Annotated in this window: 26 protein-coding genes; 13 read left to right on the top strand and 13 right to left on the bottom strand. The window is 38.0% G+C overall.

The window, feature by feature from the left end; genetic code table 11:
• Positions 1-29 precede the first annotated feature (29 nt).
• From A9970_RS22750 to A9970_RS22760, 3 genes are all read left to right on the top strand, one after another.
• Positions 30-1781 carry a RagB/SusD family nutrient uptake outer membrane protein gene (locus tag A9970_RS22750; protein ID WP_182983842.1) on the top strand — a complete coding sequence of 584 codons (1752 nt, stop codon included), beginning with the start codon at positions 30-32 and terminating at the stop codon, positions 1779-1781.
• Between the two features lie 11 nt (positions 1782-1792).
• Entirely contained in the window at positions 1793-2674 is an 882-nt protein-coding gene (locus A9970_RS22755) for an endonuclease/exonuclease/phosphatase family protein (protein WP_159728084.1), read from the top strand.
• Positions 2675-2739: 65 nt separating this feature from the next.
• A complete protein-coding gene (locus A9970_RS22760) occupies positions 2740-3813 on the top strand; it encodes an SGNH/GDSL hydrolase family protein (protein ID WP_182983843.1) in 1074 nt (357 codons plus the stop codon).
• Between the two features lie 149 nt (positions 3814-3962).
• On the opposite strand, the gene A9970_RS22765 is transcribed toward A9970_RS22760, so the two are convergent.
• The 3 genes from A9970_RS22765 to A9970_RS22775 all read right to left on the bottom strand — a co-directional run bounded on the left by A9970_RS22765 (position 3963) and on the right by A9970_RS22775 (position 6017).
• On the bottom strand, positions 3963-4109 hold the full coding sequence (locus tag A9970_RS22765) for a hypothetical protein (protein WP_182983844.1): 147 nt from the start codon (positions 4107-4109) through the stop codon (positions 3963-3965).
• A 114-nt stretch (positions 4110-4223) separates the two neighbouring features.
• Positions 4224-4928 (bottom strand): hypothetical protein, encoded by a 705-nt coding sequence (locus A9970_RS22770; RefSeq protein WP_182983845.1) that lies wholly within the window; start codon positions 4926-4928, stop codon positions 4224-4226.
• Between the two features lie 84 nt (positions 4929-5012).
• Positions 5013-6017, bottom strand: coding sequence for a YaaC family protein (locus tag A9970_RS22775; RefSeq protein WP_182983846.1), 1005 nt, complete (start codon positions 6015-6017; stop codon positions 5013-5015).
• Positions 6018-6328: 311 nt separating this feature from the next.
• Between A9970_RS22775 and A9970_RS22780 the strand changes: the two genes are divergently transcribed.
• Positions 6329-7099, top strand: a complete 771-nt coding sequence (locus A9970_RS22780; RefSeq protein ID WP_182983847.1) for a sce7726 family protein — start codon at positions 6329-6331, stop codon at positions 7097-7099.
• Here A9970_RS22780 and A9970_RS22785 read toward each other — a convergent pair.
• The 5 genes from A9970_RS22785 to A9970_RS22805 form a co-directional block, all read right to left on the bottom strand.
• Entirely contained in the window at positions 7096-8196 is a 1101-nt protein-coding gene (locus tag A9970_RS22785) for a beta family protein (RefSeq protein WP_182983848.1), read from the bottom strand. The two genes, A9970_RS22780 and A9970_RS22785, sit on opposite strands and share 4 nt — an antisense overlap.
• 11 nt (positions 8197-8207) lie before the next feature.
• Positions 8208-9305, bottom strand: a complete 1098-nt coding sequence (locus tag A9970_RS22790; RefSeq protein WP_182983849.1) for an ImmA/IrrE family metallo-endopeptidase — start codon at positions 9303-9305, stop codon at positions 8208-8210.
• 19 nt (positions 9306-9324) lie between these two features.
• Complete coding sequence (locus tag A9970_RS22795) at positions 9325-9654, bottom strand: type II toxin-antitoxin system RelE/ParE family toxin (protein WP_182983850.1); 330 nt, start codon at positions 9652-9654, stop codon at positions 9325-9327.
• Between the two features lie 108 nt (positions 9655-9762).
• Entirely contained in the window at positions 9763-10065 is a 303-nt protein-coding gene (locus A9970_RS22800) for a hypothetical protein (protein ID WP_182983851.1), read from the bottom strand.
• Positions 10046-12058, bottom strand: coding sequence for a PHP domain-containing protein (locus A9970_RS22805; protein WP_182983852.1), 2013 nt, complete (start codon positions 12056-12058; stop codon positions 10046-10048). The genes A9970_RS22800 and A9970_RS22805 overlap by 20 nt, the downstream gene beginning before the upstream one ends.
• A 202-nt stretch (positions 12059-12260) precedes the next feature.
• Between A9970_RS22805 and A9970_RS22810 the strand changes: the two genes are divergently transcribed.
• The gene (locus A9970_RS22810; protein WP_182983853.1) at positions 12261-13130 is read left to right on the top strand and encodes a HEPN domain-containing protein; all 870 of its coding nucleotides are present in this window, start codon (positions 12261-12263) and stop codon (positions 13128-13130) included.
• Positions 13131-13132: 2 nt separating this feature from the next.
• Here the strand turns inward: A9970_RS22810 and A9970_RS22815 are convergent, their stop codons facing one another.
• A complete protein-coding gene (locus A9970_RS22815; RefSeq protein ID WP_182983854.1) occupies positions 13133-13360 on the bottom strand; it encodes a helix-turn-helix domain-containing protein in 228 nt (75 codons plus the stop codon).
• A gap of 552 nt (positions 13361-13912) precedes the next feature.
• Here A9970_RS22815 and A9970_RS22820 point away from each other — a divergent pair.
• The 4 genes from A9970_RS22820 (at position 13913) to A9970_RS22835 (ending at position 20211) form a co-directional block, all read left to right on the top strand.
• A complete protein-coding gene (locus A9970_RS22820; RefSeq protein WP_182983855.1) occupies positions 13913-14266 on the top strand; it encodes a hypothetical protein in 354 nt (117 codons plus the stop codon).
• A 100-nt stretch (positions 14267-14366) separates the two neighbouring features.
• Complete coding sequence (locus tag A9970_RS22825; RefSeq protein WP_182983856.1) at positions 14367-15596, top strand: TlpA disulfide reductase family protein; 1230 nt, start codon at positions 14367-14369, stop codon at positions 15594-15596.
• Between the two features lie 6 nt (positions 15597-15602).
• Complete coding sequence (locus A9970_RS22830) at positions 15603-18827, top strand: SusC/RagA family TonB-linked outer membrane protein (protein ID WP_182983857.1); 3225 nt, start codon at positions 15603-15605, stop codon at positions 18825-18827.
• 10 nt (positions 18828-18837) lie between these two features.
• Positions 18838-20211 (top strand): RagB/SusD family nutrient uptake outer membrane protein, encoded by a 1374-nt coding sequence (locus A9970_RS22835; protein WP_182983858.1) that lies wholly within the window; start codon positions 18838-18840, stop codon positions 20209-20211.
• A 57-nt stretch (positions 20212-20268) separates the two neighbouring features.
• On the opposite strand, the gene A9970_RS22840 is transcribed toward A9970_RS22835, so the two are convergent.
• The 4 genes from A9970_RS22840 to A9970_RS22855 form a co-directional block, all read right to left on the bottom strand.
• Positions 20269-20574: a hypothetical protein gene (locus A9970_RS22840; RefSeq protein WP_075993625.1), complete on the bottom strand. Its 306-nt coding sequence runs from the start codon at positions 20572-20574 to the stop codon at positions 20269-20271.
• A gap of 163 nt (positions 20575-20737) precedes the next feature.
• Positions 20738-21409, bottom strand: a complete 672-nt coding sequence (locus tag A9970_RS22845; RefSeq protein WP_182983859.1) for a DoxX family protein — start codon at positions 21407-21409, stop codon at positions 20738-20740.
• Between the two features lie 95 nt (positions 21410-21504).
• The gene (locus A9970_RS22850) at positions 21505-22377 is read right to left on the bottom strand and encodes a hypothetical protein (RefSeq protein WP_182983860.1); all 873 of its coding nucleotides are present in this window, start codon (positions 22375-22377) and stop codon (positions 21505-21507) included.
• Between the two features lie 21 nt (positions 22378-22398).
• Positions 22399-23391, bottom strand: coding sequence for an AraC family transcriptional regulator (locus A9970_RS22855; RefSeq protein ID WP_182983861.1), 993 nt, complete (start codon positions 23389-23391; stop codon positions 22399-22401).
• A gap of 316 nt (positions 23392-23707) precedes the next feature.
• Here A9970_RS22855 and A9970_RS22860 point away from each other — a divergent pair, with 316 nt between their 5' ends.
• From A9970_RS22860 to A9970_RS22875, 4 genes are all read left to right on the top strand, one after another.
• Positions 23708-23848: a hypothetical protein gene (locus A9970_RS22860; RefSeq protein ID WP_157626165.1), complete on the top strand. Its 141-nt coding sequence runs from the start codon at positions 23708-23710 to the stop codon at positions 23846-23848.
• 76 nt (positions 23849-23924) lie between these two features.
• Positions 23925-24809, top strand: a complete 885-nt coding sequence (locus A9970_RS22865) for a hypothetical protein (protein ID WP_182983862.1) — start codon at positions 23925-23927, stop codon at positions 24807-24809.
• Positions 24810-24855: 46 nt separating this feature from the next.
• Entirely contained in the window at positions 24856-25887 is a 1032-nt protein-coding gene (locus tag A9970_RS22870) for a hypothetical protein (RefSeq protein WP_182983863.1), read from the top strand.
• Positions 25884-26627 carry a LytTR family DNA-binding domain-containing protein gene (locus A9970_RS22875; RefSeq protein WP_153847823.1) on the top strand — a complete coding sequence of 248 codons (744 nt, stop codon included), beginning with the start codon at positions 25884-25886 and terminating at the stop codon, positions 26625-26627. The genes A9970_RS22870 and A9970_RS22875 overlap by 4 nt, the downstream gene beginning before the upstream one ends.
• Positions 26628-26633: the final 6 nt, after the last annotated feature.

Below are 26633 nucleotides of genomic sequence, written 5' to 3' on the forward strand. Positions count from 1 at the left end.
ACATGACGATTATTTAAAATGAAAACATCATGAAAAGAAATCTTAATATTTTTACACTTATTGTTGGACTTGTGGTTGGCTCATGCAACAACGACTATCTGGAACGATATCCCATAGCAGAGCTGGCCCCTGAAAACTATTTTCGGACCGCTTCCGAGTTGCAGACCTTTACCAATGCTTTTTATGCAGATCTTCCTGATGCGCTGGCCATACATTACAATACACCGGGTCAGGGCGATGACGAAGCACGTAATACGCTCGCTTCTGAGTTTCAGGGCACCCGTACTACTCCAGCAAGTGGAGGAGGGTGGACATGGACATCCCTTCGCCGTATAAATTTCTATCTTGAAAATTCGCACAAATGTGCAGATGAGGCAGCACGGTTGCAGTATGATGGTATTGCTCGATTTTTTCGTGCATATTTTTATTACGACAAGATCGTTCGCTTTGGTGACGTACCATGGTATGACAAAGTAAATCAGCTGGATGATCCTGCGATGTTCAAACCTAGAGATTCACGTAAAGTTGTTTTTGCTAAATTACTTGAAGATCTTGATTTTGCTATCGCCAATTGCAGTACAGCCAAAAGCGCTCAATTGATCAGCAAATGGACCGCTTTGGCTTTTAAATCCCGCATGTGTTTATTTGAGGGTACATTTCGCAAATACCATGGTTTGGGCGATTGGGAAGACATACTTCAGCAAAGTGCGTCTGCCGCCGACGAGTTGATGAAGTCCAATACCTACAGTATCTACAAAAGTGACCCAAATAAAGCCTATCAGGAGCTGTTTATTGCAGAAGATGCCAATCCTGCAGAAATGATCTTGGCGCGGCAGTATAGCGCATCTGTTCCTTTTGTCCATTCTGCGAATTTCTATATTTTGTCCGCTTCGTACGGCCGTCCGGGTATGGTTAAAGAGCTTGTGAATAATTACTTGATGAAAGATGGAAGCCGATTTACCGACAAGCCTAACTTTGATAAACTATCGTTTTACGAAGAAACGCAGAATCGCGATCCGCGGCTATCCCAGACAGTTCGCACACCTGGCTACAAGCGTATTGGTGCGAATACAACATCAGTTCCTGATTTCGCAACATCAGTAACAGGTTATCAATATATTAAGTATATTCTTGCACCGGGCTTTGATGCTGGGCAAAGCACCAATGATATGCCCATTATCCGTTATGCAGAAGTATTACTTAACTATGCCGAAGCAAAGGCCGAATTGGGTACAATCAATCAGAATGATATTGACAGATCCATTAAATTACTTCGGGATCGTGTCAATATGCCCAATTTGGTGTTGGCCGATGCCAATTCCAAAGCTGATCCCTATCTTTTGGCTGCTTATCCCAATGTTAGTAAGAGTGGCCAAACAGGGGCAATCTTGGAAATTCGCCGAGAGCGCCGTATCGAGCTTGTAAAAGAAGGGCTACGCTATAATGACCTGTTACGCTGGAAAGAAGGAGCAAAAGTTGCCAAACCATTTTATGGAATGTATTTTCCTGGAGCAGGCGAATACGATTTGGATCAAGATGGAAAATTGGACCTGGTGATTTACGAAGGCACTGCGCCTACCAAAAAACCTGGTGTCCAATATCAGAAACTGGGTGAACTGGTTTTGCAAAATGGAAAAAATGGTGGCCGTATTGTCAATTTGCCGGACATTCTAAAAAAATGGACAGAGGAAAAAGATTACTACTATCCAATTCCGACACAAGAGCTTCAGTTAAATACCAAGCTCGAACAGAATAAAGGTTGGGATAAATCAGGTACTTAAAGAAAAAGAAAATGAAAAATTATAAAAACTTATTTGTTATTGCCATCATTGTGGCTGCGAATGCGTGTATTGCAAATGCGCAGGAAACATTAAAGATTGTCTCGTATAATGTCCTTTATGGATTAAAGAAAGATTCGGTCAATATAGATCGGTTTGTAAACTTTGCAGAGGACTGGAAGCCGGATGTGATTGCCCTGGAAGAAATGAATGGATATACCCAAAAGACGCTGGAACAATTGGGACAGCGTATCGGTCACGACTATGTTTTACAATCTAAGGAAGATGGATTTCCTGTGGCCATTACCTCCAAGTATCCTTTGGTCAATTTTAAGAAGGTCACTGAAAATATGTGGCATAGTTACATCTATGCAAAAATAAAAGGCATACACTTTTTTGTCATTCATTTTTCGCCATTCAGTTATGAGAAGCGATTGAAGGAAGTGACCGATATCTTGGCGCAAGCCAATGAGATCCCGAGTAACGAACCTATACTCATTATGGGGGACTTTAATTCTCTGGATATATCGGATAAGGACAAATATGGAAAGGAAGTTTTGGACGCTATGAAGCAAAGTGAGCAAAAACATGATCACATCCGTAACTTGCACAATGGAGCAATCGATTATTCTGTATTGGGGAAACTGCATGAAGCAGGATTTAAAGATACCTATCGTTTGTTACATAAGGAGTTTGAAAGTTCTGTTCCGACTTTTAAGGATGGTAATGGGAATATCAAACAAAAGAATACCGGTCATCCTAAACGTATTGATTTTATTTGGGCCAATTCAGTAGCAGCCTCACGGGTTACCAAAAGCGGTATTGTCAAAAATGAATATACACATTATATTTCTGATCATTACCCAACATTTATAGAGCTTAAGCTCAGTAAATAATAAAATTCGTCCCCATAGGGGGCGAATTTTATTACGATTTTTGTTCATCATTAATTTAAAGTGCAATGAAAAAAAAGATCAGTACGCTTCTCTTTATCATCCTTATTTGTAGTTCATTTTCTAGCTACGCGCAACAAGTTATTCCTGCATCTAAATTTGAGATTCAAGGTAGGCCTTTTGAAAATACCCCTAGATATCACCGTGTAGACACATTAAAGTATAAAAGACTTCCTGCTGCCGTAAAAAAATTGTATACACACGCTACTGGAATGTATGTCACTTTTAAGAGCAATACCGGTAAACTATCCTTGAGATGGAAAACAGTCGATGCGGAATTGGGTAATAATTCGACCCCAATTATGTCACGGGGATTTGATGCATATGTGAAGGAAGCTAACGGCTGGCGCTTTGCCGGGGTGGCCCGTCCCGATCTCAAGAAAGCAGAAAGTAATGCTATAGTGGTCGAAGATATGGCTAACACCGAGAAAGAATTTCTTCTTTATTTTCCTTTGTACAAAGAATTATTGGATTTCGAGGTGATTATTGATGAGAAAGCTTCCTTTTTAGCCACTAGACAATCTTTTAATAAAACGGTGGTGGTTTATGGGTCAAGTATTGTCCATGGAGCCTCAGCAAGCCGTCCAGGCTTAGCTTATCCGGCTCAATTAGGACGCAGATTAAATGCTAATGTGATTAACATGGGAGTGAGCGGAAATGCCCGTATGGAGCCGGCTGTCGCAGATATGCTCGGTGATATCGGTACTGTTGATTTGTTCATTTTGGATTGTGTACCAAATAGTAGCCCCGAGGAGGTGAAAGAAAGAACCTTTAATTTTGTAGCGCGGCTTCGTAAATCTCATCCGGGTGTACCTATATTGTTAATAGAAAGTATTACACGGCAGATAAGCAATTACAATTTGAAGTGGAAATCAAGATTGAATGAGCAGAATAAGAATTTTAGGTTACAATATGAAAAACTGCTGCAAGCCGGATATAAAGACTTGTACTACTTGCCAACCGATCATTTAATAGGCGATGATTCGGAAGGAACCGTGGACGGTACTCATCCGACAGATGTGGGATTTGAAAGGATGCTAAAAATAATTGGTGCTAAAGTAGAGACAATTCTTAATGATTAGATAATGGCATCATAGATTTTACTTTGGAATAGAACCTCTAATGCCATAGTCAAAGGAATCTGCACTATTGTACGGTTTGGAAATTTATTAAAATTGCGACGTACAAATAAGGGCTTCAGCTATAAAGTATAGCTGAAGCCCTTATTCTTTTACTTCGAATCCCCCGGTTTGTGCTTATGTGGTTTCAGATCCGGATGTTTGGGTTTAGTGTCGGGTGTTACCCGTTGTCTTCTGTCGGGTGTGCCATCTTGTTTCTTTGGCTTAGGCCCCGGTTTTATTGCTTTAATTGTTTCCATATAGAAAATGTTTTTATCTAAAATACAGTTAGATAAGGGGCATTTTTTATGGTATCCCGTAACAATTAGACTTGTTAATTAATTCGGAAAATATACAATTTTTATATACCGATACTATTTTTTTCTAAAACTTTCAATTTCAAGTTTACTGAAATGCCTTTCTAAACGGTAGGTATCTGCGATATCCATTGTAGTTTGAAAATATTTGTACGTCTTTTCAAATTCTCTTGCATACTTATTGAGAAATCTATCAATTCGTAAATCTATACCAGCATCGTATTCTGAGTAGATTGCTACTAAAAATCGTTCTATGACATCCATTAATTCCCACACTTCATTATAGGTAGGAAACAGATCTTGGGTCATAATATTGATTTCGCTGTCTGTATGAGCGTAAAATTTATCACGTAGTAATTTTAACTTATTAAGTGTTGAATCTTGATCATTATCTTCGATCACCTTTAGAATTTCAATGAAGCAATCTAGCGAAATGTTTTCTTTGAATTCTTTGTTTGAAAGTTTATTGTAAAGCTTCCAAATTCCAAATTTTTCTCCCTTTGATCTGGATAATATTTTTGTTATTTCGAGGACAAAGAGTACCCAGCTTTTTCTTGATAGCTCTGCGTAGACTGGCGACTCACTCGTGACGAGATAATCTAATATTTCGATATTAATTTTAGGGTCATTTTGAATATTGAACTTCTCAAAATAGAGTTTCGGACTTCTTGTTATATGGGCTTGGGCTAACCCAATTTTACTTTTGATATATAACACATATATTTTTCCAATGAGTTCTTTGCATTTATTTATATCTTCCATGGCCGGCTTATGTTAAGCTGTTTTCTTAATTTTCCGGTACAATAATGTATTATTTTGAGGACATAATTTCAGTATCAGTAAAAACTAATTATTTTCTTTATAGTCTTTCAGTGATTGTAGAAATTCGAGTGTAGACTGAGGGAATTTTTCTTGTAAAAAATCCATGAAATTTAGAAGAAATGGTAGAACGGCATCGTTGCTAATACCTTTATTTATGTTATTCCAAGTTGAGGGATGGTATCTGGAAATCGTTCCGAGGATAAAAGAAGTCGCATACATTTTTGCTAATTCATTTAAGTAGATATCACCTGATAATGGGGGAACAACATATGGATCGCCAATAACTATGAATGTACTTGACCATTTTTGACAGAAATTAGGCCATGTATGCTTATCGAATTTCACAGTACAATCTTTATTTGTCTCAATAATTTCGAGGTCGTGAAATTTTTCTCGCGGGAATATTTTTGACAATATAAGCGGGTCATTTTCTCCATGAATCTCTAATTTCCATTCGTTCCCATTTACATGGGAATTTTTAAGCATCCGACAAGCAACAGTCTCATTTATCCAAGCTTCTACGGAATCTTTAAGATCAGGGAAGCAATATGCCAATTCTCCAAAACAAAATTCAGATTCTAATGAAGGGAATGGGAAACCGACATTCCAATTTATTTCGCTACTTCCTACTCGAAAAAATGATCTATTTTCCGATGCTTTTATTAATTCAAAAAATGTCCCATTTGAAATCTTTAATATAATCTTCTCAATTTTTCCAGAGTTCTCAATATCACTCCAATTTTTAATTTTTAGTCCATGGGAGGGAACAATATTGTTCTCTCTCGCGCTTTTATTTAAGATTAATACCAGTCCACGACTAAGAGCCACTACACCATAATATTGAAGAAGAGGTTTAACTGAAAGATCGGCAGTTACACTCGAATTGAAATATTCTCTTCCTTGCGTAAAGGCACAGTTTATTTCTACGGCTTTGGCTGTATTAAGCTCGTAATTGAATTTTCTTTTATAAAATCTTTTAACGATATCCTTACTTTCAAACTCTCTTAAGAAATGCCAAATATCATTCATAATTGTTTAAATGATTTAATGTGAATAGCTTAAAATATATTTTTATAGTCTTTAATCAGAAACCCTTTTATTTTGGCTAATAGTTCTTTCTAAATTATCGAAATTTTGCCGAAAAAGCAATAGAGTTATAGATATTGAATTGAAAGATTTTCCTCTCCTTTTGCTGTAATTTTCCCAACTTTTTATGTATGTTTGTCCGGCTAGGCCCATAGTCGTCATCAGAAAAAATCAAACTATTTTTGTGTTTCAGATTAAAACATGAAGGCTTAAATTTTGTTAATAGGTCAAACTAATTTTTAAAAGTTTTCTAGATGAATCAAGTTTGCGAATTGAATATAGATTCCAAGATTGTTAAAGAAATAGCAAAAGCTTATAGTACATTGGACTATGTGCCGAAGTTGCGAAATCTTTTGAATCTTGTTTATCCAGAAAAGAAAACGAACAAATTTTGTAAACTCGATTTGCATAAAGAGATTAACAATCTTTTGTTGAATAGTTATGAAGGAGAACCTATTTTGAAGTACAAGTTGTTTAAAGCTTTTGCTAATAGGGATGTCGTAGCGGCTTATGAGATCAAAGTTAAGAATAGCCGAGTAGATTTCCTTACAGTAGATGATGCTACAACGAGTTTTGAGATCAAATCAAGCCTCGATAATTTAACCAAGCTTTCAAAACAATCAAGCGATTACGTAAGCGCGTTTGACTTTAATAATATTGTCATTCATGAGCGACACTTGACCAAGTGCCTGGAAATTGTGCCAAAAAGTTTTGGAATTATTACGGTAGACCAAGACGGATACGAAATTGTTCGTAAGCCAACTTTCAATAAAAGTACTGATCCATCAGAACAGTTGAATCTGCTGACAAAAAAAGAGTTGTTGAAGAATTTCGGTACGATAGATACTGATGATATTTTGAGCAATCTTGACAATATTGAAATTAATAAAATCTTCAAAGTGACGCTAAAAGAACGTTATAAGATACGTTGGAATTTTATCGTCAAGAATTCTGCTGATATTCTTCCGATAGATCTCCAGTTTTTTTTTAAAACCAACGTAGAGCCAGCTCTTATATATAATTAGGTTATTATATTCGCTTTTATTTTTTTATCAATACAATACAAGTAATGTAGCATGGCTATACGCTTAAATTTTGCTTGACTTTTATGCGGTTCTATTTCAGCCCACATATCTTTAATCAATTTCCAGCCCGGATTTAAGTTGTCAATATATTGAATAGGGGAGGCGTTCATCCTTGTTACTTGGTCAGACTTTAAGACGTCTCTGATTATTATACTTCTTAAATCGTCTAAATCAGCCTCCTTACCATTTCTACCTTTATAACCATAGAATGAGTTCTCGACAGCATCATAAAAGATAAATCCAGGGCTGATTCCACCACCGTCTTCCAACAAGTCCTTTTTGATACCCACATAATCTCCAAAGCCTATAGCTCCATAAGATCTAAAAGTGGATTGTAATAAATTGTCCGCTTTATCAATTCTCATACCGTGATCTAATCCAGAGTTGGTTGTACTATGATGAATCGGACTGTTTAAAATAATGACAGGACATGTTTTGAAACTTGATATATAATCCAGCATAAAATCAATAGAATATAAGTCGTCTTCACTTGCGAGAGAGTACTCTTCGAGATCAATGAAAAGATAGTCTTTTTCGGTTATTACTTTAGCAATCTGTTGCATGTCATTCGTAAATGTTAGTGAAGAAGTTCTAAATGCTAGATTATCAAATACTATTCTCAAATCTTCTTCTTGTAACAGAATAGAATTTGGTTCTCCTGTTCTTTGCGCGTAAGTACTTATTACAGGTATTACTTTTTTGCTCAAAGGATGCAAGTCCAATAAATGGTTGGTTCTTTCCATTCTATTACCGACAACCTTCGTTAGGAATTGAAGAACCTCTGTTTTCATTCTTCTAGAAGGCTTTATCTGAATAGGTAGATCTACGAATACTTTTTCACTTTTAATGGCTTTTAAGATTGGAAGATACACTTGATGAAATTCAGGTTCAGCTTTTTTCTTTGAAGTATGCTTCCGTTCAAGTTTCTTGAATATTTCGATATATGGATATATACTATCCCCAAAATCGAAGCTTGACAAAACTTTTTTCTCTTCTTGACGATATCTAAATACTGGCGTATAAATAGGTGTACCCATGGCTAATGAGTTTAATGTTTTATAAAATAATCTAAATTGATTTTTACCTTCAAATTTCCTCCAAAATGAAACGGTACCCGGTTTAAATTTTGAAGACGTCCTAATACAATGGCGGGATGAGTATTATATGCTCTCGCCACTTTTCTTATTGTACCTTCTGTTATTGTATCTTCAATGGCTTCTAGAAAAGAATCAGGGAGAAGCCAGTCACGAGCAAAATCATTAGCTTCTTGTTCTTTATCCTTATCATTCTCTACCTCATCAAAATCTTCAATAAATATATCCTTTTTACCATGTAGCAAAATATGACCAGCCTCATGATAGAATGTAAACCAAAAATGATCATTGGTTTTATAGCGATCAGTTATTTGGATCAATGGTGTACCAGCAATCCACCTCGTCGCACCACTGATAGGTGCTTTTGAAAGACTTTTGGAGTAGATAACTGCAACGCCAGCCTCTTGACATTTTATTTCTAATTGTTGTGCGAAATCTTCTGGCTGCTGTTCTACGAGGACTTTAATGTCTGTCAAAACAGCTTTAAAAGCATTTTTATTGTACTCTGGTAATTCTAATTTTCGTAATTTCAATTCTCCTATCCTCAGCCAAGCAGCCATATTACTTAAGTGTGCATTCAGCTTATCGCTCTTTCTAAAGTTTGTGCCCACATAATTATTTATATATACTTGTTGCCATTGAATAGGGGAGGCAACACCATAAAATCTCAAACATTCTTCTGTTAATTCAACACTAGCCTTTTTTGAGGAAAGGTATCCAAATTCATGTAATTCCTTTAGAGGTTGCTCTTTGAGCCAATCAATACATTGTTCCAAAAATTCCTCCAGCTCTATTCGGGCCAATTTCTCGCGATAATTAGCTTCTCTATTTAACCAGAACTGTGTATCAATACCTAGTACTTTTTCAAGCTGAAGCGCGGTGTTCACCGTAATGGGTGCCTTGCCCGAAATTAAATCATTTACCTTTCCTGGTGTCTTGCCAATTCGCTCTGCGAATTCCGCTTGCGTCATTTTTAGAAATTCCAATGTTTCTAAAATTGTGTCACCAGGTTTTGATAATAATTCTCTTTCTAATTCTAAGTTCTTGTTCATATCTATATTTCAATTAGAATTAATGATAGTCTGCCGTATCAATAATTCGAATGTCAGTCACTCTTATTCTATCTATCTCACCTGTTGGTGTTAGCGGAATTGGATCGTTGTCTATTTCAAAAATCAACCGGTGATTAGGAGAAATATTTAACGCCCATTCACCATCCCGATTTCCGGAAAGGGCATGACAGTTGGCAGCGGGTATTTGCATGAGAACATTGAGGTTGGGTGATGCCTCAATATCATCTAATCTTGATTGCACCTTTTTTGCCATTATACCAAATGCTTTCTTGATCTCAACAGCTGATGAGAACTTCTTTTTAATTTTATTAGAATAAGTGATCTTCATTCTTTAAAATTTTTATTACCTAAAAAAGGTAATAATTTTTACAAATATAAATAAGATTTTATAAACTCCAAAAAGTTAAGTAGTTATTGGTTGATAATTTGTAGGTTACTAACTACTATACTTTTCTAAAGCGTCTCTATAAAGATTTTCACTCTCGTCTTTAAATCTTGTCTTATTTGCTATCAGTTCCTTAAATTTCTCGTTGATATTTTTATATATTATCTGATGTGCTTTGTTCTGTAAGATGTCTTCATTGTATTCATCCATGATAAAATCTTCAGTTATAGCACTATTTAGAAGTTGAATTAAGTCATCTTTTCCAATTTGATCTATTAATATCCATTCAGGCTCTTCTCCTACAGTTTTTCTTAGAAAGAATCCTTTGTTATCATTAATTTTTAAGTGTTTCATAAGTTTTTATTCTTCTTTCTTCATAAGCATCATTACCAGCTTCTAGGCACTTTAGCAAAATATCATAGTTTTCTATCTCTTTTCCGTTTTGATCTTTTAATGTCTTTTGAGACGGATGTCCACTGAATACTTGGTAACTTATTTCTTGATCTACTATAGTTTTCTTTGTGTAAAGTATATAATCGGGTTGTATTGATGCGCCAACGGTATTGTTGTGTGTGACGACTACAACTGGAATATGCTGGGATATTGACTTTAGAAGTTCATTAACCTCATTTTTAAGGAATAAATTGTCAAATGAAGATTCCGGTTCGTCGATGAGAAGCATGTCATATTGAAGGGCATCATTTATCTCATGTAAAAGATTGAATTCAGATCTTTCCCCTCCTGAGACAGGGACATTATGCTTATTCAATGTTTGATAACAAATGTCAATAAAAAATTTATGATACTCCGTTTCAGGAAGTCCAGTTGTTTTCAATGAATTTAAAAAGCTGTACGGGTTATCATATCTTGAAAATGCATCACTAAATACAAGCATCTTACCACTCTTATTTTTCATTTCTTGCGCACCACTATAAGTTTTTGTTTTAGCTATGACTTTAAAACCTCTGATTTCCTTTCTATCTATTTCTCTTTCTTTTTTTAATTCCTCGACGATAGAATTAAATCTTCTTACTTTTTCATTTTCAATAAGAATTTGATAAAGGTCAATATCATCAGGGGGGGTAGAAGTTGATTTAAGCCGTAGTTCACTTTTTATTTTTTGTATAACATCATTCAGCCACCTTTTTTTTAGATTATCTTTATGGAGCTCTATGTGTTTAATAATAAGATCTCTTAATAGGTTTTTAAGATTCTCGATAATCAAATGCTTACTGATAATATCTTTATACTCGGTATTTTCTATCAAAGTTTCCGTTGCTTTGATAAGGTTTTCTAACGATTTCAGTTCAATCTCCGTAAATAGTGATTCACTAAAGAGTATCGTTTTAGAGTAAGTGTCGAATTTATCGCTTTCAGATGCAAATTTTAATAAACTTGATATATATTTTTCAATATCTAATTTGTTCGATCTAAGGTCAATATTTTTGACCTCATCTACCACGTCTTTGAATTCTTTGAAAAATTTCTCATTGACAGTACTATGTCTCGTTGTGAGTAATTTTTCAAACTTTTCCTCGTCATTTTGTAATAAGGCAAACTGCTTTATGTATTTCACTTCTTCCTGTGATTCCATAATGCGGCCTAATGTATGTGTTTTACCAGAAGAACGTTCCCCCAGAACAACATTGAGACCAGTCGATAGATAGAGACCATCATCTGTAACTTGAAAAAACTTATTACCATCACTTTTTGTCATACTCACTTTGGATTTGTCACTTAGGCAATATTTTATTCCTCCCAAAGTTATTTCTTCTAAATCAATGAATGTTTGTCGGGTTGGATATGTTTTTAGTCCACTTTTGATTCTAATATCACTAAATATGACAGGTGTAAGTTTTTCATTATCTTTTATGCAAGTCGTAAATTTTTTTGCACTAGTCACTTCGCCAGCCAATATATGAGGAGAAAGCTTGGCCAAAGTGTCTGCGGTTATATTTGGACTTTTGTCATAATGTGGAATTAGAAGGTACTTTGTGAGGTCAGGAAAAATTTTATTTAGTGTTTCAACATCAATATAGTCTTCTTTTGTATTTATCAAGCCTTTTACCTGATTACATTTAGTTGCAAAATCTGTCAATTCTTTGTTTTCTGAAATAAGGAGTAAATGTCCTTTTTCGAGATCAATTTCTATCCCTGGAAGAACCTTAATTCCTAATTCTTGGGTTATTAATTCAAATTGCTTAAGGTCAAAAAGGTTATGGTTTGTAATAGCAATACAATCTAATTCAAGTTTGGTAACATATTCTTTTAATGTATCAAGGCAAAAGTCAAAGGGCGAGTCGCTAATAGAAGCTACAGTATGAATATGTAGGTCGATCTTTTTCAATTCAAAAATATTAGTTAATAAATAGCTGTCTAATTATAAATATAACATATAATATTATATTTTAAAATTTCAGTTGCAAGTAATTTCAACCAATTGGATGCGTTCTTTTAACTTAAAGAACCTATTAGGAATTAATTGAGTATTTAGAGTATCTTATACTCTTCAAATGATAATTCTGTCATAATTTTCGTAAATTTACCCTATGAACCAACTGTCTCATTTACCCCAGCATAAACAAGACGAATTAGCTGAAATCGTAGAGATTATCTGTGATATAACTAATCCGGCTAAGGTAATTTTGTTTGGAAGTCACGCCACTGGCAAGTGGGTAGAGGATGAGTATATCGATAAAGGAACAACCTATACCTATATTAGTGATTATGATATTTTGGTGGTTCTATCTGATAATGAAAAAGGTGAAGAAGTTGAGGTTGCGAGTAAGATTGATAACCGTACAGGGAAGTTTAAAAATGAGGTAAGTGCGATTGTACATTCGATATCCTATATCAATAGCGGTTTAGAAAGGGGACAATACTTTTTTAGCGATATTGTCAAAGAAGGGATAACGCTCTATGATAGCGGAGAATATTCTTTTGTCGAAAGTAAGCCTTTGACTAATGAACAGCTAAAAGAACTTGCTGTTGAAGACTTTAATAAATGGGTTAAAAGTGGCTCGAGGTTTTTGGAAATAACGCGGAATGCATTCGCCGATACGATTGAACGTGAAGACCCATTAAATGAGGTCATGTTCATCTTAAACCAGACTGCTGAAAAATTTTATGGAGGGGTCTTGTTAGTTTATACCGGATATAAACCCAAAACTCACCGTATCAAAGCTTATCGTAAATATGCCAAGCACATATCGGATAACCTTTATCATGTCTTTAGATATCCACCCACGGACAGTGAAGAAAATAGATTGTTTAAAATCTTAAACGATGCTTATATCGATGCTCGTTATAAGGACGATTATTATATTGCACCCAGCGATCTAAAAAATTTGATTAGTAAAGTTGAAGAGTTGGAAGCCGTTGTTACTGATCTATGCGAACGCAGAATCAATTCTTTATAAGGTTATTTAAAATTACATAGATCGTCAATCTTCACTTCCAGAGCTTTCGAGATTTGGTGAATAATATAGATTGATGGTGTGACTCGGCCATTTTCAATTCTACCTATTGCTTGATAATCTTTAAAGCCAATCAATGCAGCCAGTTGAGGCTGCGTTAGCTCTTTTTCTTGTCTCACTTCTTGAATACGTGCCCCTAATAATCTTCTGAATTTTATTTCCTTATCATCCATATAAGCTAATCAAAGGATAATAAGAAATATTTTGCCAAACAAATTTGTTTGGTTTTAATCTATTTTTTATCTTTGTTTAGTCATTCATTGGTGCCAGCGTGAGAAACTGAAGACCAAAGATGAATGAGAATTATAAACTTTAAAAAATACAAAAAATTCGTAGAGAGGACCTCCCTTATTAATTTGATAATAGGGTCGCGTAGTTTCTCACGCTCAACCTTTGAGCAAGGGAGGTTTCTCTTCTATTTGTATATAGGGACAATAGCATTTAAGAATCCTTTGGATCTTAAAAAATGTCCTCCAGAATAGTTGTTAGGTAATTATTCCTTGTCGAATTCATATTTGGAAAGGAATAAATCAGTCTACAAAAGGTCTGAACTTCTTAAACTGGTGCGGTATCGTTTCTATTAATCTCCGCGTAATTGTTTTATAACCGCATTTGAGACACCATTTTATTTACCACGCGTAACTTTTTTCAAAGGGACCATCATATGCGTTAATTTAACGTAATGGGATCATTTTGCTTAAAGTTATGCCCTAAAAACTTAAAAAATGAAACCCAAATGCAATTACATTCTCGCTTTAGAAAGGACGCTTTATGACGTTCATGGAGCTGATTATGACCCGTTAAAAGACATCGAAGCTTTTTGGAAGCAATATTCAATTGGTCTGATTACAAACAATATCATTGAACTTCAACCAAAAGTAAATTCAGAGGCGCTCTCTGGATTCTCCTTAGACCTATTGAGAGCTCTTGCTGCTTATCTAATAGCACATGTGAGCAATGTAGATTTATCGAAAATTGGTGTTTCGGAATTTTTAAAAGTGAGCAAAGAAGAGTTACAGTTAACTAAGGAAATCTCTGATTTCTTTCAACGGGTATCCCCATCCAACCCCAATTTCTAAAATGATGAAAAGATTAAAACTACAACCCAATAGTAGCACATTGCTGCAAATTAAAATACTAAAGATTACTGTTTTAGTAATCCTATTCACATTAGTTTCTATGTTTAGTTTATCAGCTCAGACGCCCCGCAAGGAAAGCGGGGCCGATGGGCAATTAATCAAACCGCTGAAAGTGGGAGATAGTATCCCAGAGTCAGTTTGGGATTTGCCAATAGACATTGTTAATGCTCCATCTAAAAGTGATCCATTTAAACTTAATCAGTTTCGAGACAAGAAATTGATCATCATTGATTTTTGGGCAACATGGTGCAGTCCCTGTATCAAGTCTATTCACAAGCTGGATAGCCTACAGCCAATTTTTAAAGATGATTTAGCTGTTTTTGCGACAAGTTATGAAGATCGCAATCGTGTAAATGCTTTCCTGAAAAAACAGGGAATTAAACTATTCTCGGGTACAAAAACAGAATACCTGAAACAATATTTTCCCCATAAAATGATCCCGCATCAGGTATGGATCAAAAATGGCAAAATCATCGCTATTACTGAAGGATCTAATGCAACAGGTGAAAATATTCGGCGCGCTTTGAAAGACGATTCGTTTAAGCTTGCGACTAAAAATGATCGCCTCGATTTCTCTACCAGTCGCTATCTTGCAGATTTTATCGATACCGCTAAGGTTAATAGCTTCGCCGTTTCAACATTCAGTAGTGGACAAACAGGGCTCGGCAGTATTATCTCCCAGGTGATTTCACAAAACAAAATCTTTGTCAATTACACCAATGCTGATCCGATTTCCATGTTTATGCGGACCTTGCAACAACCCAACAACAAAACTATCGTCATCAATAAAAAGCTATTGGAGATAGATAAACTTCCCGGTATGGAGGCCATGTTCTGCTACCAATTGATCAGCAAGGATACCACCAGATCATTCTGGGTAAGAAAAGTTTTAAATGATCTATCGCTTCAATTTGATGTCAAAATGGAGCGTAAGTTAGTAGTCAAAGACTGTATTATTATTGGCAAATTGAAAGGAAGTAATATTAAAGAGAGCATCACCAATTCTGGCCATCCACAGGACTTTCAAGACTTTGTTAAGCTGCTCAATTTTTCAGTACGATGGAAGGTTGACCAGCCTCTTTTTATAGATGAGTCGGGATTTACTGGTAAAGTGTCGTTGCCTTACTATAAAGACCTCCAATTTAATCTTGATAAGCTCAATCTTGCCCTAAGACCTTATGGTCTTATTGCTTCGAAAAAGAAAAGAAAAATAGACATGCTCATCCTTGCGGATAACAATATAGCTGAAATTAAGCCTAACATAAGATAACCTATAATGAACCCTATACTACAATTACATAGTGGGATCAAAGTATACTTTGTTCTCCTCATCATATCCTTATTATCAGTCAATTTTGGCTATAGTCAAAATAATCTTGGTCAATTGAAAGGAATAGTGCGTGACTCCTCCACAAACACACCTATAGATGGTGCTACCGTTACACTTGTCGGTGGATCATCGATAAAAGCGTCTACCGATAATAAGGGCAAATTCGAAATTAAAATAAACGTTCCGAAAGGAAGCCTGACCTTATCGCGGATAGGGTACCTGCCTAAAACAATAGCATTTGACTTGCATTTATCCAGCACGATAGAAATTGGATTAGCTAAAGCAGACAATATGCTGCAGGAGGTGCTGATCAACACGGGGTACCAGCGTATTTCAAAAGAAAGGGCAGTGGGCAGTGTCGATGTGATCGGAACAGAGCTGATCAATCGGAATGTCGGTGCAAACATAATCGAACGTATCGAGAACCTCTCTCCGGGATTATTGGTCAATCATGGGGATGCGGCAGCGCAGGATGCTTTTCTGATCCGTGGCCGTAGCACCATCAATGCCGAAGCCAAACCTTTGATCGTACTGGACAACTTTCCGTATGAAGGTGATCTGGAAAATATCAATCCCAATGATATTGCCTCCGTATCTGTTCTTAAAGATGCAGCTGCAGCCTCCATTTGGGGTGCACGTGCTGGTAACGGTGTCATTGTACTGACCAGCAAAAAAGGAAAAATAGGAGCGACCACAGTCTCCTGGAATAGTAACTTGTCCTATAAGGGAAAGCCCGACCTTGATCACCGCAAAATAATGTCTTCGGCAGATCGCATCGCTTTGGAAAAGTTTCTTTTTGACAATGGCCGATATGATGCTTATAAAAATCCGACAACCTTAGGCAATAGAATTGCTGTAGTGCCAGATGCGGTGGAACTGATGATTGCCAACGCGCCTGATCTTGATGCGCAGTTAGCACAACTGGCTGGTCAGGATGTGAAAGAAGATCTTCGGAAATATTTTTATCAGGGCACACTAAATAGTCAGAATGCTGTGAATGTCAGTGGTGCAAATGATAGGATGCAGTATTACATTTCGACTGGTTTGGATCAAGGGCGTAGTCAATTGGTTGGTACATCCAATCAGCGATTTACACTGCGTTCCAACAATCGCTTCAAAGTAACGGATCGGCTCGGATTTGAAACGACAATCAGTTATATCCGTACAAACAACAAGAATGGAAATAATGATGGGATGGGAACAGCACCCTCTGGTACGTATACCTTATCACCGTATGCACGCTTGGCTGATGACAATGGGAATGCGTTGCCCGTGTATCTGAATTATAGAAAAGGATTTTTGGACACTGTCGGTAATGGCCGCTTGTTGGACTGGACATATCGTCCCTTAGACGAAATAAATCGCGAGACGCATTCCACAGACAAGCAGGATTTACTTTTCGCTGTCTCGGCGGACTATAAAGTTCTCGATGGATTGCAGGCTTCGCTCCAATACCAATATCAGCATCAGTCCGGCAATGGTCGGGATCTATTTTCCGAGGAATCGTATTATGCGCGAAACAATATCAATGATCTTGCGCAGATCAATCGTACCACAGGTCTGGTCACATATCCATTTCCATTGGGTGGCATTATCTGGCAAAATTATAGCAGCACCCGCAGCCATCAAGGGAGAGGGCAGCTCAATTATTCAAAAAACTGGAAGCAGGAACATCGACTGGATGCGATGGCCGGATTTGAGATCCGTACAATTGGGACTCAAAATGAAAACTACCAAAATATAGGCTATAATGCCGAAAATGGCGCCATAGCTAATCAAGTGGATCTGTTGACTTATTTTCCACGGCGGACAACAACGGCAACGAGGCGAATCGCATTTAATGATTATAAGGATGGCGCTGTAGACAACTTCTTGTCTTACTTTGGCAATTTATCTTATCGCTACAAAAATCGGTATGATGTATACGCCAGTTTACGAAAGGATGAAGCGAATCTCTTCGGCCTCAATACAAATGACAAGGGGACACCATTATGGTCATTAGGTGCGGCCTGGGATATGGCAAAGGAAGATATCGGATTGGACAAACTGTTTTCCCGCTTTAAACTTAGAGGTACCTATGGTGTCAGCGGAAATATTGCACGCAATGCCAATGCGATATCGACCATTACATTAAATACAAGCGGTACTACGCATCCTTTCCCAACAGCTTATCTAAATAATATTGCCAATAGTAAGCTCTCCTGGGAAAGAGTGAAGCAGTGGAATGCGGGGATTGATTTTGAGTTTTTGAATAAGCGTATTAAGGGAACGATCGATTGGTACACTAAAAAAGCGGTCGATCTACTTGCCAGTACTCCAGTAGATCCTACCTACGGTGTGTCAAGTGTCTACATGAATGTGGCTGATATGAAGGGACGCGGCATTGATATTCAGATCAACACGCAGAATATTAAAGGCGCACTGAGCTGGGAAACCGTATGGATGTATAGTCATACAAGTTCCAAAATAACAAAGTACTTATTGCCGGTAGCGAGCACAAGCCAGCAATACCTACCGATCACCTTAGCAAATCCGCTGGAGGGCAGACCGCTATACAGTGTGTTCGCTTTGAAATGGGAGGGACTTGACCCGGCCAATGGCGATCCACAGGGTTTATTGGCAGGAAATCTTTCGAAGGACTACAATGCTTTGTATAACCAGACGCCCTTGGAAGATCTTGTTTTCTTTGGCACTGCCCAGCCGACACATTTCGGCGCGGTAAGGAATAGATTGACCTATAAACAATTTGATCTTTCTTTTAGTATCAGCTTCAAATTCGGTTATTATTTCAGGACAAATTCGGTCAATTATACCAATATGTTTGCCGGTGATTGGTACGGGCATGCCGACTATGCGGCTAGGTGGCAAGAAACTGGGGATGAAATGTACACAGCTATTCCTTCTCTTGTGTATCCGGCTAATGTGAATCGGGACAATTTTTATAAATACTCAGAAGCACTCGTGCAACGTGGCGATCACATCCGTTTTGATGACATCAATATTGGCTATTCCATTCCTAAACTCGGAAAATTGAAAAACGTAAGAGCCTTTCTATATTTCAGCAATCTGGGAATGCTATGGAAAGCGAATCACCGCGGCATTGATCCTTACTATAACAATAATCCAAGAGAAGCGAGACAGGTCGCGTTTGGTCTAAACCTTTCACTTTAATTTTTAACACATGAAATCAATTATAAAACTGTTGATAATAAGCCTACTGTTCAGTGGATGCAGCAAGGAAGAGTTTCTAAATGAAAAACCTAAAGATTCATTGATCATCCCGACCACATTGAAGCATTTCCAAGCTCTGTTGGACAGAGATGACTATATTAACGGCACCGACGGCCAGGGGGTGACTCCACAACTGGGGGAGTCAGGCGCAGATAATTTTTTCTTGCTGGATGCAGATTTCAATGCAAACCTACGCCCTCAAATGCAAAACTATTATACCTGGAGTATACAGCCTTATGCGGGAGTGGAGGTATTAGATTGGAGATACCCTTACCGCGCGATATTGGTGGCAAATTCGGTACTCAATCATTTAGATAAGATAAATGCTTCGCAAGCTGATTTAAATTATCTTAAAGCTCAGGCTTTATTCCATCGCGCCCATTTATTTTATCAGTTAGCGCAGGTTTTTGCACCGCCTTATCGTAAAGGGGCCGCTAATGATGAAAAATCAATTCCCCTGCGGATGACAGAGGATATCAATGAAGATTTGGTGAAGTCTACTGTATCGGAAACTTACAGCCGAATCGTAGGCGATCTGAAGGAAAGTGTGCAATACCTGAAGGAAAATAATGATTTCCCGACAAGACCGTCCAAACAGGCAGGCTATGCTTTATTGTCTCGAGTGTATTTAACCATGCAGGACTATATGGAAGCAGAAAAATATGCTGACTCCTGCTTGGCTATTACAGATTTCCTCTTGGATTATAACCTGATCAATATGGCACTAACTGAACCATTGACAGGCAAAAATCAATCGGGCATCATCAAATCGGAGGTGATCTACTGGACTGGTATGCTTGCTGCTCCTTTTCAATATTATCCAACGACATTTTTAAGTGCTTTAATTCCCGATCAGCTTTATAACAGTTATGCCGAGAGTGATTTGCGCAAGAAATTGTTTTTTGAAAAAAGGCCGACTGGATATCGATTTAGGGGAACCTATAATTACTTCTCGACCCGAAGTAATTATTTCTCTGGCCTTGCTGTGGATGAGGTGTTTTTAAATCGGGCAGAATGCCGCGTGAGGAATGGCAAGGTCACACCTGGACTTGATGATTTAAATCATTTAATGGAGAAGCGCTGGGAAAAAGGGAAATATGTGCCTGTTGAAAATCTTTCTCAGGCAGAAGCCTTGAAAGTGATTTTAGATGAGCGTAGAAAAGAATTGATTTTTCGTGGAATTCGTTGGTCAGATCTGCGACGGTTAAATATCGAAGGTGCCAATATCACTTTGGAAAGAACGGTAAATGGAAAGAAATACGTTTTGCCTCCCAATGATCCGCGCTGGACATGGCCATTTCCGTTGGAAGTAACCGCAAAATAAATAGAAAACCCCGTGAAAGAAAATTCTTTTACGGGGCTTCATTGCTAACCAAAAGTATTAGGGCTCTACATGATAACGATCGACAGCTGGTGTAGAATCATTTATTTCCGATGGTGCTGTACCAGGTGCAAAACCCTTGGCACAAAGATCAGTAATAGCTTCCTGACATCCATTGGATGGCTCATCTGTAGGACCCCCAGAAAGTAACTGGTATGATCCATCAGGTTGTTTTTCATACCAGTCCATTGGAGCGGCATATTTAGTGGTGTTTGCAGATGTCAACGACCAAGTTGATAATCCGGCTGCAATGGCTAATCCTAGAATAGGCATCACATTTGTTTTGATAAATTTAATGAGGTTCATAACCTTAACTTTAAATGGTAAATAAGTTGTTTTTAACCGCCTGTAGCTGCCAATTTTTTCTGTCCGTAGCCCTCAGCAGGAATACAGGGTAATCCATGTCTTTTGGCAGACGTGCCCTTCTCTCCGATAGCCTTGCATCAGAGATCCGCTGTGGCTTTTGGTGCTATTCTTTCGTATGCTTATGCTTACATTTCAACCTATGCAGGGTTTCCCTTTTTCGATTTCTCATTAATGGGATCGAGTTGGTGATTTTATAACGATCTATATTATTTTGCTTGTCAATATGAAGTTTAGATTTTAATATCCACCATTGGAGTACAAAGGCCCAGCTGCTGATCATTAGTAGAAAGAGGTTGAATACAAAATGTTTTTTCCAGCCAATCTGAATGATCAGACCGCAATTACAGGGTAGCTTGTCACTCCATACATGTAATATGGCCAATCCGACATAGACTGTAAACGCCATCATTAATAGTGCTGATAATCCCAGCCCAAATAACCGGGTGCGATGATAGCCGATCAATAGTGCGGCAATAAGCTCACTACCTGGTATAGCGTATGCCAAGAACATGGCAAAAGGTCTTGGGAATGGCTGACGAAGCATGCCTTCCATATTTTGGTCAAAACCTGTAAGCTTGTTGTAAGCGACGAAAATCCAGAGGCCCATCATCAGTGAGCCATAAAAAGTCACCGCGATTTCTTTCCAATGAACTAAGCAAAAGCGAACGACGAGCATTGTAAATAGCGACAATAATTGGATTCCCGCTTTCACCAACGAAAGGATCTTTCCAATTTGAAAATCTTGATGGCTGATCTGTCTATTTGTATTGTTCATCTGTTTATTAAGTTTACAACACTAAATTACCTTCTTAAACCGCCCTAGTGTTAGGCCAAATTTGATCGAGCGATATGCCAAGTTTGTTCGGCTTCTTAGCAGCCTTCATAATCTGTAAGCAGATAGGGGTAGCCTTTAGGAAACTCATGATAAACATGGAGGTAGGCCAATACAAAAGGGCATACCCAGCGCCGGTTGAGTAGGTCTACAATTGATGACAGGTTAAGCGGATCAATGTAGGTGCTATCATAACGCTCAAGGATTTCGCTGATATCGGATTTAATCTGCTGGCGCCGACTATTTTTTTCTTCGTAGTCTAGATCCCCATACAGGATAGCCCAATACATATCTTGCAACTCTACAATGTAGAGTAATTCACCATGCCAATAATCCAGCTTAAAGCCATGTTTTTTTAGAATTGTGAACAAAAGTTCCAGACAGTGATGTACGTCCATCTCATCTAGATAGGGTGGCGGAATGGCCGTGAAAGCGATATTAGCCCATTCTTTGTCAACCTGATTATTGACATAAGCCAACTGGATCATGAGGCCTTCACATTGCACTTCGTCAAAATAGTAAGCATCGAACTCATGGTCTCGGTAGAGAGCAGAAGTAAAGGTAATTTCAATCAATATGCTGGATAGGATATAGAAGAGCTCCAGATGATCATTGCCAATTGGAGGAAAGGTGAGGTAGAGGTATTCATCAAAACTGAGCGCTGATTCGGAGCTGATTTCCTGATCCGTTTCCGATCGCCTACAGTCGATCTCTGTGGACGGATAATCATCCACATGGAGAAATTCATGGTAGAACTCATAGCGGCAGACCATAAGCTCCTGATGGAAGGAACTTTCTCGCCATCCTTCCGGAGCCAACAAGGTCATCAGTTGCGGTACGGCCTCATAAGTATCTTGAAGAATGGCTTGGGTGATTTTAGTGCCTAGTTTTTTGTTGTTGTTAAATTTCATGTTTAAGTTTATCGGTTATTTTTAGCGTTTGAGATTTTTTTCAATTTCGGCCTTAAACTGTAATGCAGTTTTGCCGGTCAACTTCTTTATAAAGCGGTTCAGTTCACTCGGACCACTAAATCCGGTCTCATCTGCGGTAGCCCCCAGTTTATCATGCTCCACGATGGTAACTTGTACGAAGGCCAGCAAGCGCATATTGCGTTCGTCCTGCATGCTGATACCGTAAAATTGATGGTATTGGCGGCTTAGACTCGCTGGATCGACACCTAGGACCTGGGCAATTTCATGGATGCGCGTCTTCGCGCCTTCATGAAAGACGATCACTTCGAGTAGTTCTTTCGCTTTCTGTGGGAGAGGAAGGATCGGATCCTCTACCTCGATGAGCTTAAAGCGGCTGAGATGAACCAGGAAAATTAAGTATCTGAGCAGGATATGCTCGTTATTTAGCGTATTGGGGTTAAGCTTGCTAAATAGAATGCGCAGATATTTGATGGTTAGCGGGCCGACCCTAAAGTCTGCACTTTTAAGTGTTGCCGCAGACTGTTCCTTCTTGGCTTGTATAAGATGTCTGATAAAAGAGAATTGCTGTAGGACAGGTGGTCTGAACATGCCCGCATCGACAATAAAGCCAATCAAAATGTGGTGGCCTACTGGCAGGTGTAGGTTGTAAATGCCTTTAGCGAGGTAAAAATATGCACCTTTTGCTTCTGATAGTTCGAAGGTAAAAGATTGATCCATACGTTTGCCGTAAATATGCCCTGTGCTTAACTGGGGATAGATGAGATGCAGGTCGTTCATGGTGATCTCCACCTGGAGATCCATTGCCTCGTTGGTCCAATACTCGTAATAATAGAGGTAAGCATACCGCCCATCGAAGATCTGCTCGCTAATCTGGTTGTCGGTAGATTGCCAATGCATTTGCTCTGCATTGCGGATGGGGTAACTCAATGTTTGCTGAGGTTGGTTGACTGCGCTAAAACCCTCATCTAAAGAAAATTTGTAAGTTCTTTTCATCTCGATTATATAAATAGTTAAAAGATGATTTTATGAAGTTTAATTGGAGGGAGCCAAATATAATTGTACATGACTTGTTTTTTAATGCAGTTGACGGAATTAAATTTCAGATGACATTTTTTGATTGTGGATGACAGATCTAAGCTGTATTTGAATTGTAAGTGACATTAACCGGTATATGTACAATTTTTTTTGAAAGGATTTATTTGTTCTAACATATTTGCCACCGTCGGATCCGATATGGAGTAGTCAAGTGTTCGACAAAGGGAAGGTACAATCCTTTGAAGGACCAATTGTAAATCAAAGATAGTATGAAATGAAAATCTTGAAAGATCAGGTATTCAATGGCATAGATCAGGCAATGGAAGCGCAGCCTATTTTACAATGGGATGAGCTGCAATCTTTTATTTCCGGTGAGATCAAAGATGAGGAAAGTTGTCCCATCTTAACTTTCTAATTCGCGCAGCCAAATACCCTTGAGGGAGGAACGAAAACAGGGATGTTTTCTTCCTCCCTTCAATAAATCGCCTTAAATGATATATTCAGAAGACAACCACAGCTGGAGCTATGCGCTATTTTCGGCGCATCTGCACCGCTACATGCCCCGATTGAAATGGGAGCAACACCAATTTATTTACCAACAATGGTGCAATTATCATTTGCCCAAACCCTTGCATTCTAATCTGATTTGGAATACTGACGCTATAGAATCGCTCCCGGAAGCCGAACCGAGCATTTTGGTACTATATCACTTGGGGATGCATGCCTATATCCCCCAAATACTAGCTGAAAATAACATCCAGTTCGATATTTTAATGGATAGAAAAGTATTTGCAAAGCATCAGGAAGAAATGTCAGCACTTCGTGATCTATGTCATGAAAAGGGGACATCACACCGCTTTTTGATGAGCGACGATCCAAGTGTACTATTGAAGGCCAGGACGACGATGCGTGCGGGGAGACACTTGCTGATATTTGCCGATGGAAATAGTGGAACTAAAGATACGCTGGAGAGAAAACTGAAAGTTAGTTTTTTGGAAAGCTCTATCTATGTACGCAAAGGTATTGCTGTACTGAGTTTTTTACTTCAAATGCCGATTGTCCCACTAGCCCATTCCGTCAAAGACGGCCGCTATTACCTTTTTATGGGGGAAGAGATTTTTCGATTGAGCCACGAAAGTAGAGAAGATTATCTATTGCGCAGTATGCAATTGCTGTTTCAATTCTTAGCCAATCAAATCAAGGATGAACCCTGGCGTTGGGAATGCTGGGCATATCTACATGTTCTCAATTGTTATAAAATCAAATCATATATAACGCCTAACTTTAGTTTGAAACTAGCAGAAAATATTCATATTCAACTCGAAGAAAGGAAAGGAATATTTAACAGAAAATATTTTTGTTACCAATTTGAATAAAAATATTTTTTTAACTTAAACTTGTTAAGTAAACTGACGGGTTACCATGCGAAACATACTTCATTTGGCGTATCAGAATATGCTTGTTTTTGCTTTTATGTTGACTTTAGTAGGGTTGGCAAATTTGTTATGGAGTGAAGAAGCTATTCCCTTCATCCAGATTGTAATCGCCGCATCTTTGTATACGTTATACAGTTATGTAATTACTGTACTATACTTATATATCTGGAAAGAAGGGAATAAACGAAGAATAGTCAGCGTTGTGCTGTATGTCCTTATTTCCCTGACTGTTATTCCCTGTATCCATACCTTAATTTATACAATACTTCCGAAGGTTAATATCCGTTTCTCCCGTCATGTGCAGTCCGCTAACCTGCCAAAGTTTTATTTTAGGATTATCAGTGGATATCTGGTCGCTAATTTATTGGCGGCAGGAGTTTTCTTTCGTTATAAAGCATCACTGTTAAAAAAGGAGAGAAATGAGCTGAATAAGGACTTGGAACAATTTAGGGAAAGGGCATTGGGCATTCGATACACCTCGCATTTCCTGACAGCGATATTCCTGACGAGCTTTGGTAAGATGTTGATGGATGAGGAACCATCCGATAAACGTACCAAAAGAGATATCATCCAGTTTTTGGCTTATTTGCTGGAAATCGAGAAAAATGGTGAACTCAAACCTTTTGAGGAAGAGCTTGACGAGCTCAATTGTTTCGTTCGACTACTACAGGATTACTATGGAGAAAGAGCCGTTCGCTATGAGCCTACAATAGGAAAGCCTACTTACCCGGCAATACCAACAGGCATATTATTCTTCCCGTTGGAAAACTGTCTAAAACATGCCCTTATATCGGCAGATTATCCAATCGTATTTACGCTCCTTGGCAACGGGGTAGAAATGTCTTTGTGTTGCACAAACCATTGGGCACCAAAAAGTGATAAAGTCAGTACTGAAACTGGCTTTGGATTATTGCGCGCGAAACTGGAACAAGTAGATTATCAGACCACACTGGAGACACAGCAACAAAATGGGATCTTTTCTATACATATTAAACTAAAATTTTTTGAAAACAAATGAATAAGCTAAATTATAGGGTATTGATCGTGGACGATGAACCCAGTTCGTTGGTATATGTGCTGATGTCCTTAAAAGAGCTTCCTTTTATCAATGAGGATATCGCGATCGTGAATAAACCCGTGCAAGCCATTGAATATTTGAAAGAAAATGAAGTGGATATTTTGATACTGGATATGGACCTTGGCGATGCCGATATCGATGGAATCAAACTGGCTAAATTGATCCCTAATCCGCCATTGATGGTGGCTTGTTCTGCGCATACAGATTATGTCTTTAAAGCCAATGAGGCCGGTATCTATACTTATTTCAGTAAAAAGATTAGTTTTAACGCCTTAAAGGCGAAAATGGAAGATGTAGTCGAGATGGTCGACAAAAGATTGGATGTGAAAACGCGTGATGTAAAAAGCCTAAGGATGAAAAGTCTCGAAAACAAAATGATAGAAATAGAAGTTGATCAAATTTACTATGCTTTTGTCGACGATAACAAAATAGATATTTTCATGGCAGAAGAGGCCTATCGATGTGGTGGAAACCTTAGAGCATTACAATCCGAGCTTCCGGTCGCTAAGTTTGCGCGTCCACGACGTAATACCTTGGTTAATTTAGCGAAGGTTGATCTAGTACGCACAGATGAATTATACTTGATGAAACCAAGAAATACTTTTCCTATTTTAATGACGAGATCTTATAAAGAGAATTTTAAACACCAATATGAAGTATATAAACAAAATAATAAGTAAAGGGTA

Source organism: Sphingobacterium sp. UME9 (assembly GCF_014170215.1).
Classification (GTDB): domain Bacteria; phylum Bacteroidota; class Bacteroidia; order Sphingobacteriales; family Sphingobacteriaceae; genus Sphingobacterium; species Sphingobacterium paramultivorum.